The organism is Phytoactinopolyspora mesophila (assembly GCF_010122465.1).
In the GTDB taxonomy this organism is placed as follows: Bacteria; Actinomycetota; Actinomycetes; order Jiangellales; family Jiangellaceae; genus Phytoactinopolyspora; species Phytoactinopolyspora mesophila.
In genome coordinates this window covers 34,939-50,539 of sequence record NZ_WLZY01000010.1, presented here as the reverse complement: position 1 = coordinate 50,539, position 15,601 = coordinate 34,939, and the positions used below count along the sequence as shown (strand labels likewise).

General features: G+C 64.5%; 12 protein-coding genes and 1 riboswitch. Of the genes, 8 read left to right on the top strand and 4 right to left on the bottom strand.

Going from position 1 to position 15,601, the window contains the following annotated elements; translation table 11 throughout:
- Nucleotides 1-40 precede the first annotated feature (40 nt).
- Complete coding sequence (locus F7O44_RS23935; protein ID WP_187361608.1) at nt 41-448, bottom strand: phage holin family protein; 408 nt, start codon at nt 446-448, stop codon at nt 41-43.
- Between F7O44_RS23935 and hisC the strand changes: the two genes are divergently transcribed.
- Together hisC and F7O44_RS23925 are read left to right on the top strand one after the other, a co-directional pair.
- Nucleotides 447-1,565 (top strand): histidinol-phosphate transaminase, encoded by a 1,119-nt coding sequence (gene hisC, locus F7O44_RS23930; protein WP_162452831.1) that lies wholly within the window; start codon nt 447-449, stop codon nt 1,563-1,565. The genes F7O44_RS23935 and hisC overlap by 2 nt on opposite strands.
- Nucleotides 1,566-1,903: 338 nt before the next feature.
- Complete coding sequence (locus F7O44_RS23925) at nt 1,904-3,292, top strand: helix-turn-helix domain-containing protein (RefSeq protein WP_162452830.1); 1,389 nt, start codon at nt 1,904-1,906, stop codon at nt 3,290-3,292.
- 96 nt (nt 3,293-3,388) lie between these two features.
- Here the strand turns inward: F7O44_RS23925 and F7O44_RS23920 are convergent, their stop codons facing one another.
- A complete protein-coding gene (locus F7O44_RS23920) occupies nt 3,389-4,384 on the bottom strand; it encodes an EamA family transporter (protein ID WP_162452829.1) in 996 nt (331 codons plus the stop codon).
- Between the two features lie 151 nt (nt 4,385-4,535).
- Nucleotides 4,536-4,792, top strand: a riboswitch (cobalamin riboswitch).
- 154 nt (nt 4,793-4,946) lie between these two features.
- Here F7O44_RS23920 and F7O44_RS23915 point away from each other — a divergent pair.
- The 6 genes from F7O44_RS23915 to F7O44_RS23890 all read left to right on the top strand — a co-directional run bounded on the left by F7O44_RS23915 (nt 4,947) and on the right by F7O44_RS23890 (nt 13,638).
- The gene (locus F7O44_RS23915) at nt 4,947-7,610 is read left to right on the top strand and encodes a ribonucleoside-diphosphate reductase subunit alpha (protein WP_162452828.1); all 2,664 of its coding nucleotides are present in this window, start codon (nt 4,947-4,949) and stop codon (nt 7,608-7,610) included.
- 36 nt (nt 7,611-7,646) lie between these two features.
- Entirely contained in the window at nt 7,647-8,633 is a 987-nt protein-coding gene (locus F7O44_RS23910) for a ribonucleotide-diphosphate reductase subunit beta (RefSeq protein ID WP_162452827.1), read from the top strand.
- A 363-nt stretch (nt 8,634-8,996) separates the two neighbouring features.
- Nucleotides 8,997-9,905 carry a metal ABC transporter substrate-binding protein gene (locus F7O44_RS23905; RefSeq protein WP_222851641.1) on the top strand — a complete coding sequence of 303 codons (909 nt, stop codon included), beginning with the start codon at nt 8,997-8,999 and terminating at the stop codon, nt 9,903-9,905.
- Between the two features lie 2 nt (nt 9,906-9,907).
- Complete coding sequence (locus F7O44_RS23900) at nt 9,908-10,654, top strand: metal ABC transporter ATP-binding protein (RefSeq protein ID WP_162452826.1); 747 nt, start codon at nt 9,908-9,910, stop codon at nt 10,652-10,654.
- Nucleotides 10,655-10,680: 26 nt separating this feature from the next.
- Entirely contained in the window at nt 10,681-11,523 is an 843-nt protein-coding gene (locus F7O44_RS23895; RefSeq protein ID WP_162452960.1) for an iron chelate uptake ABC transporter family permease subunit, read from the top strand.
- Nucleotides 11,524-11,685: 162 nt separating this feature from the next.
- On the top strand, nt 11,686-13,638 hold the full coding sequence (locus F7O44_RS23890) for an alkaline phosphatase (RefSeq protein ID WP_222851640.1): 1,953 nt from the start codon (nt 11,686-11,688) through the stop codon (nt 13,636-13,638).
- 26 nt (nt 13,639-13,664) lie between these two features.
- Here the strand turns inward: F7O44_RS23890 and codB are convergent, their stop codons facing one another.
- Nucleotides 13,665-14,960, bottom strand: a complete 1,296-nt coding sequence (gene codB, locus F7O44_RS23885; RefSeq protein ID WP_162452825.1) for a cytosine permease — start codon at nt 14,958-14,960, stop codon at nt 13,665-13,667.
- Nucleotides 14,944-15,390 carry a nucleoside deaminase gene (locus tag F7O44_RS23880; RefSeq protein WP_162452958.1) on the bottom strand — a complete coding sequence of 149 codons (447 nt, stop codon included), beginning with the start codon at nt 15,388-15,390 and terminating at the stop codon, nt 14,944-14,946. Before F7O44_RS23880 ends, codB begins: the two co-directional genes overlap by 17 nt.
- Nucleotides 15,391-15,601: the final 211 nt, after the last annotated feature.

Below are 15,601 nucleotides of genomic sequence, written 5' to 3'. Positions count from 1 at the left end.
TACAGGGGTAACGGAAGGCCTGGCGTCAGCCGTTTGGTTCCTATTTCGGCAACAAAAGGTTGAGGATCCAGCTGACGAACGAGACAACCAAAGCGCCCAGCACAGCGGACCAGAAGAAGTCCGTGACTTCGAACGGAACGTTCAGTTGATCCGCTACCCACCCGGTCAGCCACAGCATCAGCGCGTTGACGATGAACGTGAACAAGCCCAGCGTCACGATGAACAGCGGCAGCGTGAGAATCTGCACGAGCGGTTTGATGAACGTGTTGATCAGGGCGAAGATCAGCCCGATCACCAGCAATGTCAGGACTCGGTCAGTGGTGGAGTCTGCGCCGGTGACGTTGACGCCCCCGACGAGCTCGGTGGCCACCCACAGAGCCAGGCCGTTGATGACGATGCGTATCAGGAAGGAGAACACGGGGGCTGAGCGTATATCGTGCGTCAGCATGACGCCATCGAATGACTCCGTTAGCAACGAAGCCGGCCCCGATTCGAGGCGCGTCCGGCTGCGCTCGGCGCTAGACGGCTTGCCGTCGTACCGCCCTGGGCGTTCGGCGACGGGAGGTGGCGCCCCCGCGCCGTTCAAGATCTCGTCGAACGAGAACCCGTATCCACCGCTGCCGGGGGTCGAGGACGCCGTCGTCGCGGCCGCTAGATCGATGAACCGTTATCCGGACATGTTCGCCACCGAGCTCGTGGCGGCGTTGGCGGATCGGTTCGAGGTGCCGGCTGAACACATTGCCACCGGTACTGGCAGCGTTGGTGTGCTGCAGCAGATAGTGCAGGCGTGCGCATCCGAGGGCGACGAAGTGGTCTACGCCTGGCGCTCGTTCGAGGCCTATCCGATCGTGGTCGGAGTGTCAGGAGCCACGTCGGTCCGGGTACCGCTCGACCAGGACGCCCGGCACAACCTCGACGCGATGGCCGATGCGATCACGGAGCGCACCAGGCTGGTGCTGGTCTGCAGCCCCAACAACCCCACGGGGCCGGCGGTGTCCAGATCCGAACTGGACGCGTTCCTGGAGCGAGTGCCACGGGACGTACTGGTGGTTCTGGATGAGGCCTATCGGGAGTTCGTGCGAGATCCGGAGGCCGCGGACGGGCTCGAGGTGTATCGGCGGCATCGGAATCTGTGTGTCCTGCGGACCTTTTCGAAGGCCTACGGTCTGGCCGGGATGCGGGTGGGTTTCGCGATCGCCCATGACGAAATCGCCGACGCGCTCCGGAAGACGGCTGTGCCGTTCGGCGTGTCGGCACTGGCCCAGGTGGCGGCTGTGACATCCCTGGCGCAGGAAGAGCACCTGTTGGAGCGGGTGGAGGCTCTGGTGCGGGAGCGAGACCGGGTGGCCGTGGCGTTGCGGGATCAAGGATGGAACATTCCTCGCACCGAGGCCAACTTCGTCTGGCTGGATCTAGGTGACGAAACGGACGAATTCGCGCAGAAGTGTGCGGAATCCGGAATAATCGTTCGACCTTTTAGTGGCGAAGGATGTCGAGTGACTGTTGCCGAGCCTGAAGCCAACAACATTGTCATCCGGGTTGCCGCCGAATGGATCAGGCAATAGGCAATGCGACATAGTCACTGAGTGTGAGTAACTGGTGACAGTCAGTGAGAAAGTACTGAGGTCACAGGGCGCAAAAAGGCACGGACGACATACCTGCGTTCGGGGGGCGAGACGCAGCTAGTCGTCCGTGCGTCTTCAATGCTACTGCTAGCAGCACATAGTTGGCCAGTTGGGCTCGATCGTGTCAGCAGATGCCGGTGCGGCAACTGTTGCAGCAGCCGCCGTCAGGGTAAGTGCCGCGAGTGTGACAGCCAGTACGCGCCTGAGACGGGCCACCGAGATCGACCTCCTGGTCACTAGGACTAGCAAAAAATGACTACCTGTAGTGCAATAGTGTCATGACAGAGCAGCCACAAGCAACACTTGACGAGGCGCCGGTCCCAACGCCCGTCGGTCAGCGTATTCGCACACGGCGGGTGGAACTGGGCCTTTCCCAGGCGGATATCGCCGAGGGAATGTTGTCTCCCAGCTATGTTTCGCTCGTCGAGAGCGGTCGCCGTCAGCCCGCTGCTGCCGCGCTGGCGCATATTGCGGAACGCCTGCGCATTGATGTCGAGTATCTGCGGGACGGTGTCGACGCCTCGGTTCGTACTCGTGCCCGCCTGGCTCTTGGCCGGGCCGAGAAGGCGCTTTACGACGGCCGGGCCGACGACGCATACGACGGCTTCACGGCGTTGATCGGTGACCCCGGCCTCAACGACGAGCAGAGCCGTCAGGCTCGCCTCGGGCAGGCGCAGGCGCTGGAGCGCAAGGGCGACATCGAGGGTGCCATCGACCTCCTGGGTGGGCTGGCCGACGAGGCCCGGCAGGCGCCCGAGGTTCAGCCGTGGCTCGACGTCGCGTTGGCAATGTCTCGCTGCTACCAGAGCGCGGGCGACCTCGACATGGCTATCCAGATCGGCGAGGAAGCAATGCGTTCGGCCAGCGAGATGGGGCTGGAGCACACCGACGAATACGTCCGGCTCGGTTGCACGGTGCTCAGCGCCTATCACGGCCGCGGTGACATCGTCCGTTCGCGGACGCTCGCGGCCGAGCTGGTGCGGGCCGCTGATGAGATGGGCGCGCCTCACACCCGGGGAGCTGCCTACTGGAACGCCTCCGTGATCGCTGAATCCCGTGGTGACCTCGCGCAGGCGCTCAATCTGGTTGATCGCGCACTAGCGTTGTTCGGCGAGGGTGACGACCGCCGCAACCTGGCGCGGCTGCGGATGGCTTACGCCTGGCTACTCCTGCAGGGAGACGAACCCCGGGCCACTGAGGCCCTTGATCTCCTCGACAGCGTTCGCCGCGAGATCACCACGCAGGGTGGCGTGGACGACATCCGGCACCTGGACAGCACTCGCGCGGATGCGCTGCTGACTCTCGGACGGCTGGACGAAGCTCATGAAGCCGCGCAGTCGGCCCTGCGTGATCTGGATGACCAGCCGCGGATGGAGGCGGCTCGGGCACGTTTGGTTCTCGCTCGGGTACTCCGTGCTGAAGGTGACGTCGACCAGAGTGCGCGCGAAGGTGCTCTGGCGGCCTCCATGCTGGAGGCCATGGGTGCGTCCCGGCGGGCCGCCGCGGCCTGGCGCGAGCTCGGTGATCTCTACCGGGATCTCGGCCGGACGGACGAGGCGCTCGAGGCATATGATCGCGCGCTTCAGTCCATGCGGATCATGCACTCGGTCGGTGCCGGCGTGGTGCTCGATGCCCCGGCGCAGGAGCATGAACTCGCGCTGAACTGAACAACTCAGCACGCTACGTGGCGGGACGGCAATACCGCCACGTAGCGTGCGGTTGAACGTGGCATGGATGATCAGCCTTTCGCTGGCAGATAGGCCTCAGCCGGTGCGTTCGCTGGCCAGGTCGGCCTGTCCCGGCGGGGGCTCCTCGTCGTCCTCAGGTGTCGGCCGGGCCGTCCTCTCGGACGTCATGACCAGTGCGACGCCGCCCACGAGAAACGCGCCGCCGACGACGACGATGCTGGTGACCGGCTCGGCGAGGATCGCCCAGCCGAGTAGTACGGCCACAACCGGATTGACGTACGCGTAGGTGCCCACGAGAGACAACGGGGCGTGTGCCAGTGCGTATACGTACGCGGTGAACCCGAGCAGCGATCCGAGAACCACCAGGTATGCCAGGGCGATCCAGCCCCGTGCGGGTACAGCGCCGACGTCGAGGCCGCTCGCCTCACCGGTGATAACCGAGATGGTGACCAAGATGACGCCCGCCGCGAGCATCTCGTAGGTGGCGGCGGCGAATCCGTTGCGGGGCAGGCCCAGACGTGGCGAGATGAACGAGCCGAACGCCCACGACACGGTCGCGCAGAACAGAAGCAGCACACCCCAGGTCTCGACGCCGTCGATGCCACCACGAGACAGGCTGATGACGGTCAGCCCACCGAGCCCGACCAACACTCCCAGCCAGGTCAGAGAACCGGGGCGCTCGCCTGCCAGGACTCTGAGGAGTACGAACCACAGGGGGATCGCGCCGATGATCAACGCGGTGAGTCCGCTGGGGACGGTCTGCTCGGCGATCGCGACCACACCGTTGCCGAGGACGAGCAGCAGTACACCCATCACGGCCGTGGCGCGAAACTCCCGCGCCGAGATGCGCCAGATAGGGCGGGAGCCCTCGACCCGCGGACGGCGGCTGAAGAGGAGCAGGATTCCGAGGAGTAGCAGTCCGGCGATGAGAAATCTGATACCCATGCCTAGGAACGGCGGGATGCCGGAATCCACGACGACTCGGATCGCGAGATAGGTGGAGCCCCACACGATGTAGACCGTGCCCAGGGCGGCCCAGATCATGGCCGATCTCGGCGCCGTACGCGTCATGAATGTCTCCGTATGTGAGTGATGTACGCAGACATTCTCGTGGCGCCGGGTATCCAACCGATAGCGAATAACGGACGACTAGCACTCACTTCCCGCCAACGTGCGACACGCCACAACATATAGGTGACTTGCATCGTCGTAACTACAAGATAGTGTGGTCAGATCAGCTGGTGCTTCAGGTCATCCAGAGTTGGAGCGGCAACAGGGAACCCGGTGAGAGGCCGGGACTGCCCCGCAGCGGTGTACGGGAACGAACCCCGTCAGAAGCACTGGGTCGGCAGGCGTTCGATCTTCACGAGATCGGCGACGCCGCCAGCCTGGGAAGCGACGGTCAGTAGGCCGGCGTCCTCGGTATGAGGGGCGTCATCGCCCGTGAGTCCGAAAACCTGCCAGCGCGTCGCATTCAGTGGTGCGACAGTCCGTGGTCTCGAGGGAAGGCCAGGGGACGAGACTGCCAAGCTACCGGCGGCTGAATCTGCCACCGGCGGTATCTGCCGTCGCGATCCCTTGCCCTGCCTCGAGTTCTACGACCCTGGAAACGACGAACTCGCAAGGAGAGCGCATGAACATCACCGTCGTCAAGCGGGACGGATCGGTGGAGCCGTACGACGGCTACAAGATCGCCCGGGCCATTGAAGCGGCCAGCACGGGTCTGGACGACCGAGTAGTTCGAGTCACCCAGCTTCAGTCGGAGCTGGAGATCACCCTCTTCGACGGCGTGACCAGCGAACAGCTGGACGAGGCGGTCATTCAGGTAGCTCTGCAGAACGTCAAGGATGACCCGGCCTTCGACACGGTGGCCAGCCGGTTGCTGCTCAAGACCGTGTACAAGCGCGTTCTGGGCGACTACGAGAGTGGTGATGAGCTGGTTGCTCTGCACCGCCGGCATTTCGCCGGTTACGTCCAGAGCGGGGTGGCCGCCGGGATGCTCGACGCCCGTCTGGCCAGCCGATTCGAGATGTCGCGGCTCGCGAGTGCGCTGGATCCTGGCCGCGACGACCTCCTCCGCTATATCGGTGCCGTGACCATATGTAACAGGTACCTGGTACGTGGACCGGCCGGCGAACTGCTCGAGGTGCCGCAGTTCTTCTGGATGCGGGTGGCCATGGGCTTGGCACTCAACGAGCCCGACCCGACGACGTCGGCTCTGGAGTTCTACGACAAGATGTCCCGCCTGGAGTATCTCGCTGCCGGATCGACTCTGGTCAACGCCGGCACGTCCTACGCGCAGCTGTCGAACTGCTTCGTCATGGAGATGCACGACGACATCGATCACATCGCGAAGAGCGTTCGTGACGTGATGTGGCTGACGAAAGGCACCGGCGGTATCGGGCTCTCGGTCACCAAACTTCGAGCTGAAGGGTCGCCGATCCGCAGCAACAACACCACGTCGACGGGACCGATCCCGTTCATGCACACGATCGACTCCACCTTGCGGGCGGTGTCTCGCGGCGGCAAGAAGTTCGGTGCGCTGTGTTTCTACATGGAGAACTGGCACCTGGACTTTCCACAATTCCTCGACCTCCGGCAGAACGCCGGAGATCCGTATCGGCGCACCCGTACGGCGAACACCGCGGTGTGGATCTCCGACGAGTTCATGAAGCGAGTCGCCGACGACGATGACTGGTATCTGTTCGATCCGCTCGAGGTCCCCGATCTGACCGAGCTTTACGGAGCGGACTTCTCCCGGCGTTATGCGCAGTACGTTGCCGCTGCTGAGGACGGTGAGCTCCGCACGTATCAGAAGATCAAGGCACGGGAGCAGTTCAAGGCGATCCTGATCAGCTTGCAGACGACGTCGCATCCGTGGCTGACCTGGAAAGACACGATCAATAACCGGGCTCTGAACAACAACACCGGGACCATTCATCTCTCGAACCTCTGCACCGAGATCTGCTTGCCGCAGGATCGGGACAACGTCGCGGTGTGCAACCTGGCATCGATCAACCTGGCCCGGCACGTCCGGCCCGACCCAGGCGGTTCGATCGACGACGCCATCGAATGGGACCGGCTGCGGCAGAGCGTCCGGCTCGCGGTCCGGCAGCTGGACAACCTGATCGACATCACGATCTCGTCGGTGCCGGAGGCTGAACGGTCGAACGAACTCAACCGGGCTGTCGGGCTGGGAGTCATGGGGTTCACCGATGTGGTCGAGCGGCTGGGATGGTCGTATGAGAGCGAACCGGCCTATGAGCTGATCGACCGGTTGATGGAGTTCGTGAGCTGGCACGCCATCGATGCGAGTGCCGACCTGGCTCGTGAACGCGGCGCCTATGCGAACTTCCAGGGCTCTCGCTGGAGCCAGGGCATGGTGCCGTTCGACACAGTGGGGATCACCGAGAAGCGACGTGGCCGGCCGCTGACGGTGGACCGCACGGCGCGGCTGGACTGGGACTCGTTGCGGACGAAGGTGCGTGGCGGCATGCGTAATGCGACCCTGCTGGCAATCGCGCCGACCGCATCCATCGGATTGGTCGCGGGCACGACCCCCGGCCTCGACCCGCAGTTTTCGCAGATCTTCAGCCGGGCGACGAGTTCCGGCAAGTTCCTCGAGGTGAACCGTAACTTGGTGAGCGACCTCAAAGCGCGTGGCCTCTGGGAATCGGTTCGGGAAGATCTGCTGCGCGCGCAGGGTGACGTGTCCGCCTTGAAAGACGTCACCGACGATCTCAAGGCTGTGTACAAGACCTCGTTCCAGCTGTCGCCGTACGCATTTATCGAAGTGGCGGCTCGGGCTCAGAAGTGGATCGACCAAGCGATCAGCCGGAATATGTACCTGGAGACCCGTGACCTCGGCGACATGGTGGACATCTACTCCGAGGCGTGGGCCAAGGGCCTGAAAACCACGTATTACCTGCACATGAAGCCACGGCATTCGGCCGAACTCAGCACGGTGCGAGTCAACAAAGCAGAGACCTCGCCGGGTGCGGGTGGTCATGGTCCGCGGCCCGCGGTGGCGACGGCCACCGGACACGGGCCGGTAGCCGGATCGGGGCGGCCGTCAGCCGTGGCTTCCGGTGCACATGCCGGTCCGGGCTCGAGCCGACGTCGCGGGTTCGGCTTCGCCTCCGCGGTGAGCCGACCCGCCGAGGACGCCAGTTCCGGCGCGGAGGCGCCTGCGCACGAAAGACAGGAAGTCGTCGAACAAGAGGTAGCGGATGTGGTCGGTGACGTCGCATGCCCGGTCGATCCCCAGGAACGTGTCGAATGCGACTCCTGCCAGTAGCCAGGACCCCGGACTACTACGACGAGGAGCACAACTATGACGCAGACGATTCTCGGTACCGGTATTCAGGAAGGGCTGCTGCTCAAACCGGTCGCCTACCCGTGGGCATATGAGCTGTACAACCAGGCCGTGGCCAACACGTGGTTTCCCCACGAGGTGCAGCTCGGCGAAGACTTGGCGGACTTCAAGAAGATGTCCGACGAGGAACGTCATGCCCTGACCTTCCTGATGAGCTACTTCAATCCCAACGAGCTCCTGGTCAACAAGGCCCTCGCCTTCGGCGTCTATCCGTACATCAACGCGGCTGAAGCGCATCTCTACCTGGCCAAGCAGATGTGGGAAGAGGCCAATCACGTCATGGCCTTCGAGTACGTGCTCGAGACCTTCCCGATCGATCGCCAGCAAGCGTACGAGGCACACGTGAACGTCGCCTCGATGGCGGCAAAGGAAGAGTTCGAGGTCCGGTACATCCGCCGGATGACCGAGCAGCAACTGGACATCACCACGACCGAGGGCAAGCGTGACTTCGTCCGCAACCTGGTCGCTTACAACATCGTGCTGGAAGGCATCTGGTTCTACAGCGGCTTCATGGTCGCGCTGAGTTTCCGGCAACGCAACCTCTTGCGCAACTTCGCCTCGCTGGTCGACTGGATCGTCCGGGACGAGAGCCTGCACCTGAAGTTCGGGATCAACCTCATCTTGACCGTTCTCGATGAGAACCCCGACCTGCAGACGGCGGACTTCGCCGCCGAGATCAAGCAGATGATCATCGACGGGGTCGCGATGGAAGAACGGTACAACCGTGACCTGCTGCCACGCGGCATACTCGGCATGAACGCGGAATACATCAACCAGTATGTGAAGTACCTCGCGGATCGCCGTCTGGAGGAGCTGGGCTTCGAGCCTCACTACAGGGTCGCCAACCCGGCGAAATGGATGGCGGCGGCGAATGACACCCTGCAGCTGGTCAATTTCTTCGAGTCGATCAACACCAGCTACGAGGTCGACGCGCGGGCACACTGAAGATCGGGGCGCAAGAAGGTCCGGTAAAAACGTCCGGCAATCGGGCAGTCGGGTGCCGCTCTGGATGATGCCCCTCCTCGCCCGCGAAAGGCTCGGATTCCGCCCGAAGGAGTTCCTCGCTGGCGCTCGGATGTTTCTCGGGGGCTGGTCCTCGCCTTTCGATGCCCACCGCACCATGGAGGGGCATCATCCAGAGCAGCACCCGACCACCTGAGTGCCGGTGCCCGGCTCTTGCTCGCCTCGTGCCGGGCGCGAGCATGGCCGGTGGTGCGCGGTACATTGGAGCCAGCTCGGGCGTCCGGCGAATTGGCAACGGGAGACGTGGTGGAAGCTAAGTTCGGCCGACCGAACTACTATTTTCGGGTGAGCGTACTCGCGGTCTCAGGTCTGGTCCTTGCGGGATGTGGGGGCGGAGCGGCCGCGAGCGGTGACGACGACGGCCGGCCCACGGTCATGACGACGTTCACCGTGCTGGCCGACATCACGCGCAACGTCGGCGGTGACGCCGTCGTCGTCGAATCGATCACCAAACCAGGTGCGGAGATTCACGGCTACGAACCCACTCCGGGCGACATCCGCCGAGTCTCCGACGCGGACCTGATCCTCGAGAATGGCCTAGGCCTCGAGTTGTGGTTCGACGACTTCATGGCCAGGGTCGACGCGCCACGCGTCGTCGTCAGCGAGGGCGTCGAGGTGATGGCCATCCAGTCCGGGAACTATGCCGGGGACGCGAACCCGCACGCCTGGATGTCGCCACTCGAGACGATCGTCTACGTGGAGAACATCGCCGAGGCGCTGAGCGAACTCGACCCGGACAACGCCGAGCTCTTCGACGCGAACGCCACCGCATACGCCGAAGAGCTACGCGACGCTCATGACGAACTCGTGGCGGCAGTTGCCGGCCTGCCGGAACACCAACGCGCGTTGGTCACGTGCGAAGGCGCGTTCTCGTATCTCGCGCGTGACGCCGGGCTTGCTGAGGCGTATCTGTGGCCGGTCAACAGCGACGCCGACCCGACACCCCGGCACTTGGCCGACACCATCGATCTCGTGCGGGACAACGAGATCCCCGCCGTGTTCTGCGAGTCGACGATCAGCGATGACCTTGCCGAGCAGGTGGCCCGGCAGTCCGGCGCGCAATACGGCGGCGTCCTGTACGTCGACTCGCTGTCCGAGCCGGACGGCCCGGTCCCCACATATCTGGATCTGATCAGGCACGACATCGATACGATCATCGCCGGGCTGACCGATGAAGCGGGCCAGGGGCGGTAGCTATGGGATCGCCGGTTGAGATCGAGGACGTCACGGTCCGTTACGGGCGCGTGCTGGCCTTGGAACAGGCGTCGCTGGTGGTGGGGCCGGGGCGGATTTGCGGGTTGATCGGGATGAACGGATCCGGCAAGTCGACGCTATTCAAGGTGATCATGGGCTTGGTGCGGCCGGAATCGGGCAGCGTCCGCCTCTTCGGTGCCGACCCGTCGAGGAGCCGGCAAGTGGGCCAGATCGCCTACGTCCCACAGTCGGAGAACGTCGACTGGAGCTTTCCGCTGCGGGTTCGCGACGTGGTCCTGATGGGCCGGTATGGCCGCATGACTATGCTCCGGCGGGCCGGCCGGGAGGACCGTTCAGCCGTCGACGACGCCCTGGAACAGGTCGAGCTAACCAGCCTCGCGGGCCGGCAGATCGGCGAGCTGTCGGGCGGGCAGCGCAAGCGCGTGTTCGTAGCACGGGCCATCGCTCAGGACGCGCGGTTGCTCCTGCTCGACGAGCCGTTCTCAGGAGTAGATCAACAGTCGGAAGCGACGATCTCCAGTCTGCTGCGCCACCGCGCGCAGAATGGCAGCGCGGTGCTGATCGCCACCCATGATCTGCAAGCCCTGCCTGAACTCGCGGACGAAGCGGCGCTGCTCTACCGGCGAGTGTTGATGCACGACACGCCAGACGAGGTGTTGCGCCCGGAGAACCTGGCCCGGGCCTTCGCTGCCGGCGCTGACCGGGTTGGTGGGGGCCGGGGACCGTGATCGAGTTCTTGCTGGATCCGTGGCAGATGGAGGCGATGCAGCGCGCCTTGTTGGTCACCGTCGTCGCGAGCGTGGCATGTGCGATCCTGTCGTGCTGGCTGGTGCTCATCGGATGGTCACTGATGGGCGACGCGGTCTCGCACGCGGTGGTGCCGGGCGTCGTCCTGGCCTACGTCGTGGGGGCGCCATTCGCGGTAGGGGCCTTTGTGTTCGGCTGCTTCGCGGTCTGGCTCATCGGTACCGTCCGGGCGACGTCACGGGTGAAGGAGGATGCGGCGATAGGGGTGGTGTTCACCACGCTGTTCGCGCTCGGGCTGGTCCTGATCTCGGTGACGCCCAGCCACGTGGACTTCGGTCACATTCTGTTCGGGAACGTGCTCTGGGTATCCGACGCGGACATCATCCAGGTGGTTGTCCTGGGGGTCGTGACGGTCGCTGTGTTGCTGCTCCGGAACCGGGACCTGACGTTGTACGCCTTCGATCCGGATCATGCGCACACGATCGGGATCAGTCCCCGGCGGATGCAGATCATGCTGCTGGGATTGCTGGCGTTGACCGTCGTCGTCGCGTTGCAGGCCGTCGGGGTGATCTTGGTTGTGGCGATGGTGATCACCCCGGGCGCCACCGCGTACCTTCTCACCAACCGGATGGAACGGATGCTCGTCATCGCTCCGGCGCTGGCTGTGACGTGTGCGTTCACCGGTCTTTACGTGGCGTATTACGCCGACGTCTCACCCGGTGGCGCTGTTGTGTTGTCTCAGGGCACGCTGTTCTTCATCATTTACCTGTTCGCCCCGCAACGCGGCGTCGTTGCAGCTTACCGGCGTCGTGCAGGCGCCATCCGGAGAGTCTCGGGGCCGGTCGAGTGACCACTGCGCGCTGTGCGCGCAACACTGCCTGGCCGATGAGCCCTGGCACGCACTGTTCACGCTCCGTGCGGCTGCTGGCGCCGTGATCGTTACCGGGACGGAAATGTGACTGCCCATGCTCAAAACCGTCATTGAGGACGGTCGACGAGAGGCGGGCATATCGTGAGTGAGAGTCCTCGGCAGCAAGACGGTCTGGACAAACCGGGCATTTCCCGGCGAGCATTGCTGCGTACTGGTGGCGGGGGCGCAGCGGTTGCGGCGATCGTGGGTCTGGGCGGCGGCTCGGCCCTGGCCACCAGGGAACAGCCCACCCGAGCGGTCAAGCGGACATCGGCGGAAGGTCTGCTCGACGCCGATCCACACGCGCACACGGCGCGGACGGCAGCGTCCAAGGCGCGTCGCCCGTCGTCACCACAGATTCGGATTCTGCCGATCGACCGCGCGAAGTTCTTGGCCGGCGCTCGATTCGACCTGCGGGTAGAGGCGAGCGGTGTCGACCCGCAGACCGCCCGGATCGACATCTCGGTTCAAGGGCCGAACGGACCGGCGCCGGTCCTGATCGGCGAGCCGGTGCGCACCAGCATCGAGGAGGACAGCCTCGAAGTCACGTACGAAGGTGTCTCCTACGAGGAGCCCGGTCAGTACAAGGTGTGGGTGAACGTGCGTTCACGTGGACGTACGGCTCGCGCCGAGGCCGGGCACGAGGTCGTTGTCGCCAAGGCCGGTGAGAAACAGGCCAAGAACATCATCTTCTTCCTGGGCGACGGCATGGGCTCACCGGCCATCACCGCCGCCCGCATCCTCTCGAAGGGCATCAGCGAAGGGAAGTACCACGGTCTGCTCGAGATGGACCGGATGGAGTATCGCGGCCTGGTCGGTACCTCCGGCGTGGACTCGATCGCGACCGACTCCGCCAACTCCATGTCGGCATACATGACCGGCCATAAGTCGTCGGTCAACGCGATGGGCGTGTACGAAGGCAACGAGCCGGATCCGAACAAGCACCCACGCGTGGAGAACATCGCGGAGCTGCTGACGCGCACCCGCGGGATGTCGATCGGCGTGGTGGCTACCTCCGACGTCCAGGACGCAACGCCGGCCGCCGTGTTCGCCCACACGCGCCGGCGCGCCGAGTATCAGGTGATCATGGACCAGTTCCTCGAGCAGGAGCTGGACGTCTGGATGGGAGGGGGTGCGTCGTTCTTCTGGCCGCAATCCGAGCCAGGATCCAGCCGCGACGACGACCGCGACGTCGTCAAGGAGTTCGAGCAGGCTGGATATACACACGTCGGGAGCCGCGCCGAGCTCAAGTCCGCGGTGCAGGGTGGTGTTCCGGACAAGCTGCTGGGGCTGTTCCATCCGCGGAACATGAACGTCTATGTGGACCGCCAGCTGATCAAGCAGCCGGAGGTCCTCGGCGAGTGGGACGATCAGCCGACGCTGATGGAGATGACCGAGGCAGCGCTCAAGGTGGTCGAGCGGAACGAGAACGGCTTCTTCCTGATGGTGGAGGCTGCCTCGATCGACAAGATGGAGCACCCGCTGGATGGGCCCCGCGCGACGTACGACACCATCGAGTTCGACCAGGCGATCGGCGTGGCGAAGGCGTGGGCCGAAGGGCGCGACGACACCTTGATCGTGGTCACCGCCGATCACAACCACTCGATGAGCATCGTCGGCACCCACGACCGTCGTAACGCCGAGGGCCGCAATGCCAACGGTGTGTACGGCGACGCCGGATTCCCCACCTACTCCGACGATGACGGCGACGGGTTCCCGGACGATCCGAACCCCGACGTCGGCCTGTTCTTCGGCTGGTCCAACCACCCCGACCACACCGACGACTTCCAGCACAACACCGTGTTCCAGGCCCCAGCCTTGATCGATCCGGACACCGGCGAAGCCGTGGACAACCCGGAGCGTGATCCTGATGCCGAGCTACAGACTGGCAATCTGCCCGTGACGTCCACGACCTGTGTGCACACGGTCGAGGACGTCTCGATCTTCGCGTCCGGTCCTGGCGCGGCCCGGTTCAACGCCTTCCTGGACAACACCGAGGTGTTCTACGCCATGGCAGACGCGCTCGGGCTCGACCCGCTAGCAGAATCCGGCTGAACCCGATCACCGAAGGGGTGGCGCCGTCAGCGGGACGGCGCCGGAGTGCTGGACTCCGTGGCGCGCAGCTTGGCGAAGAGCACCGCGAGGACGACGGCGACCAGGATGCCGTTGATCGGAGGGATGCCCCAGCCCCACTCGTCGGATGCTTTCGCTACCAGTGCTCCGAGCGCATAGGCCGCCACGTTCTCCCATCGCACGGCTGGGAATGAGTAGCTCGAAGGGTCCGGGAGGCCGCGGCGCCACCGGGCCCACCAGTCGCCGACGATCACTCCGCCGATCGGCGGTATGAGGATGCCGAGCCAGCTCAGATATGTGATGAGGTTGTCGTAGATACCGGTGACGGCGAGCAGCGTCCCGATGATGACGCCGCCGATGATGTACGGCTTCTTGGACCGCGAGTTGGCGATCTCCGCTCCGGCCACCCCGAAGTTGTAGGCGGTGTTGTCATTGGTGGTCCACAGGTTGCCGACCAGGAACACCAATCCCCATGCGACGAGGCCGAGGTCGAAGAGGACGAGAACGAAGTCCGGCTGGCCGAAGGCGATCGCCCCGATCGCGCCGAAGAACAGCATGAGGAACTGGCCGATGAAGAACGCGACCAGAGCAGATCCGAAGCCCTGCTTCGGAGTGCGGGCGAACCGGGTCCAGTTCGGTGCCTGGGTGCCGCCTGATGCGAAGGTGCCCACGATGATGGTCACTGCGACCGCGACGCTCATGGTGGCCGTAGGTCGCTGGTCGAGCATGCCGGACATGCCGCCCACTTCGTCGAACGAACGCGAGGTGACCCAAACGGCGAGGACGAGCAGCAGCGGCACTGACACGATGGAGAGGCCGTACATACCGCGGTAGCCGTAGTAGGCGGTCGCGCCCATGACGAAGCCACCAAGCACCATGAGCAGGCGCTGCACGCCGTCGCCCTCCCAGCCGGCAGCATGGGCTACGAGCTGGGCCAGCGTGGCTACGGTGACGCCGTACCAGCCCACCTGGGTGCCACCGAGCAGAAGTGAGCTGAGTTTGGATCCCTTGCTGCCGAAGGCGTACCGGCACATCATCACGGTGGTTAGGCCGGTGCGAGCTCCGATACCGCCGATGACGGCGACGTAGCCGCCCAAGACGACACACCCGAGCAGCAGCACACCCATGAGCGGCCAGAATTCAAATGCGGCGCCCACCTGTGCCCCGGCGAGCATGGTGGGCGTGAAGAACGTGAAGCCGAGCAGGACAATGGACAACGAGAACAGGGACTTGCGGGCATGCTGCGGGACTGGGTCGATCGGGTAGTCGGGGTCGACGTAGCTGTCTTCAGAGCTCATCGTCATCGCCGATGTCCTCCATCCACAGGGCCGGATTGGCCGCGATGAATTGCTCCATCATCTCGACGCATTCCTCGTCGTCGAGCAGGACGATGTCAAAACCGTGCTCGGCTAGCCACTCGTGCCCGCCGCTGAACGTTCGGGCTTCGCCGATGACCACTCGGGAGATCCCGAACTGTCGCACCAGACCGCTGCAATACCAGCACGGAGACAAGGTCGTCACCATCGTTGTGTCGCGGTACGAGCGCCGGCGTCCGGCTGCCCGGAACGCGGCGGTCTCCGCATGTAGCGACGGGTCGCCATCTTGAACCCGTCGATTGTGACCGCTGCCGAGGATAGCCCCGTCGGCGTCGATCAAGGCCGCGCCGATGGGGATGCCACCTTCGCTCAGTCCGCTGCGTGCCTCCTGGACGGCGGCGTGCAGCCACTGCCGCATTCGCCCGAGGTCGGGTTGTGAGTTCGGTGTCACCAGCTACCTCCAGTGATCAGGCGACGCGTGGGCCCTTCGACGTGCCGGCTAATGGGCCCGGAACGCGCCCGTTCCCGGCCGCTTTTCAGATCCTGGCGGGCTGGGCAGCCGGTGTGAGGGGCGGGCAAGGATCCGGAGCATGACCGGGAACAGACTGCTACACAGCTTGGTGGTGGCG

Excerpts from the sequence above, each read along its gene's own strand:
- hisC (WP_162452831.1), top strand. The coding sequence starts at position 447 with ATGACGCCATCGAATGACTCCGTTAGCAACGAAGCCGGCCCCGATTCG.
- F7O44_RS23935 (WP_187361608.1), bottom strand. The coding sequence starts at position 448 with ATGCTGACGCACGATATACGCTCAGCCCCCGTGTTCTCCTTCCTGATA.
- F7O44_RS23925 (WP_162452830.1), top strand. The coding sequence starts at position 1,904 with ATGACAGAGCAGCCACAAGCAACACTTGACGAGGCGCCGGTCCCAACG.
- F7O44_RS23920 (WP_162452829.1), bottom strand. The coding sequence starts at position 4,384 with ATGACGCGTACGGCGCCGAGATCGGCCATGATCTGGGCCGCCCTGGGC.
- F7O44_RS23915 (WP_162452828.1), top strand. The coding sequence starts at position 4,947 with ATGAACATCACCGTCGTCAAGCGGGACGGATCGGTGGAGCCGTACGAC.
- F7O44_RS23910 (WP_162452827.1), top strand. The coding sequence starts at position 7,647 with ATGACGCAGACGATTCTCGGTACCGGTATTCAGGAAGGGCTGCTGCTC.
- F7O44_RS23900 (WP_162452826.1), top strand. The coding sequence starts at position 9,908 with ATGGGATCGCCGGTTGAGATCGAGGACGTCACGGTCCGTTACGGGCGC.
- F7O44_RS23895 (WP_162452960.1), top strand. The coding sequence starts at position 10,681 with ATGGAGGCGATGCAGCGCGCCTTGTTGGTCACCGTCGTCGCGAGCGTG.
- codB (WP_162452825.1), bottom strand. The coding sequence starts at position 14,960 with ATGACGATGAGCTCTGAAGACAGCTACGTCGACCCCGACTACCCGATC.
- F7O44_RS23880 (WP_162452958.1), bottom strand. The coding sequence starts at position 15,390 with ATGCGGCAGTGGCTGCACGCCGCCGTCCAGGAGGCACGCAGCGGACTG.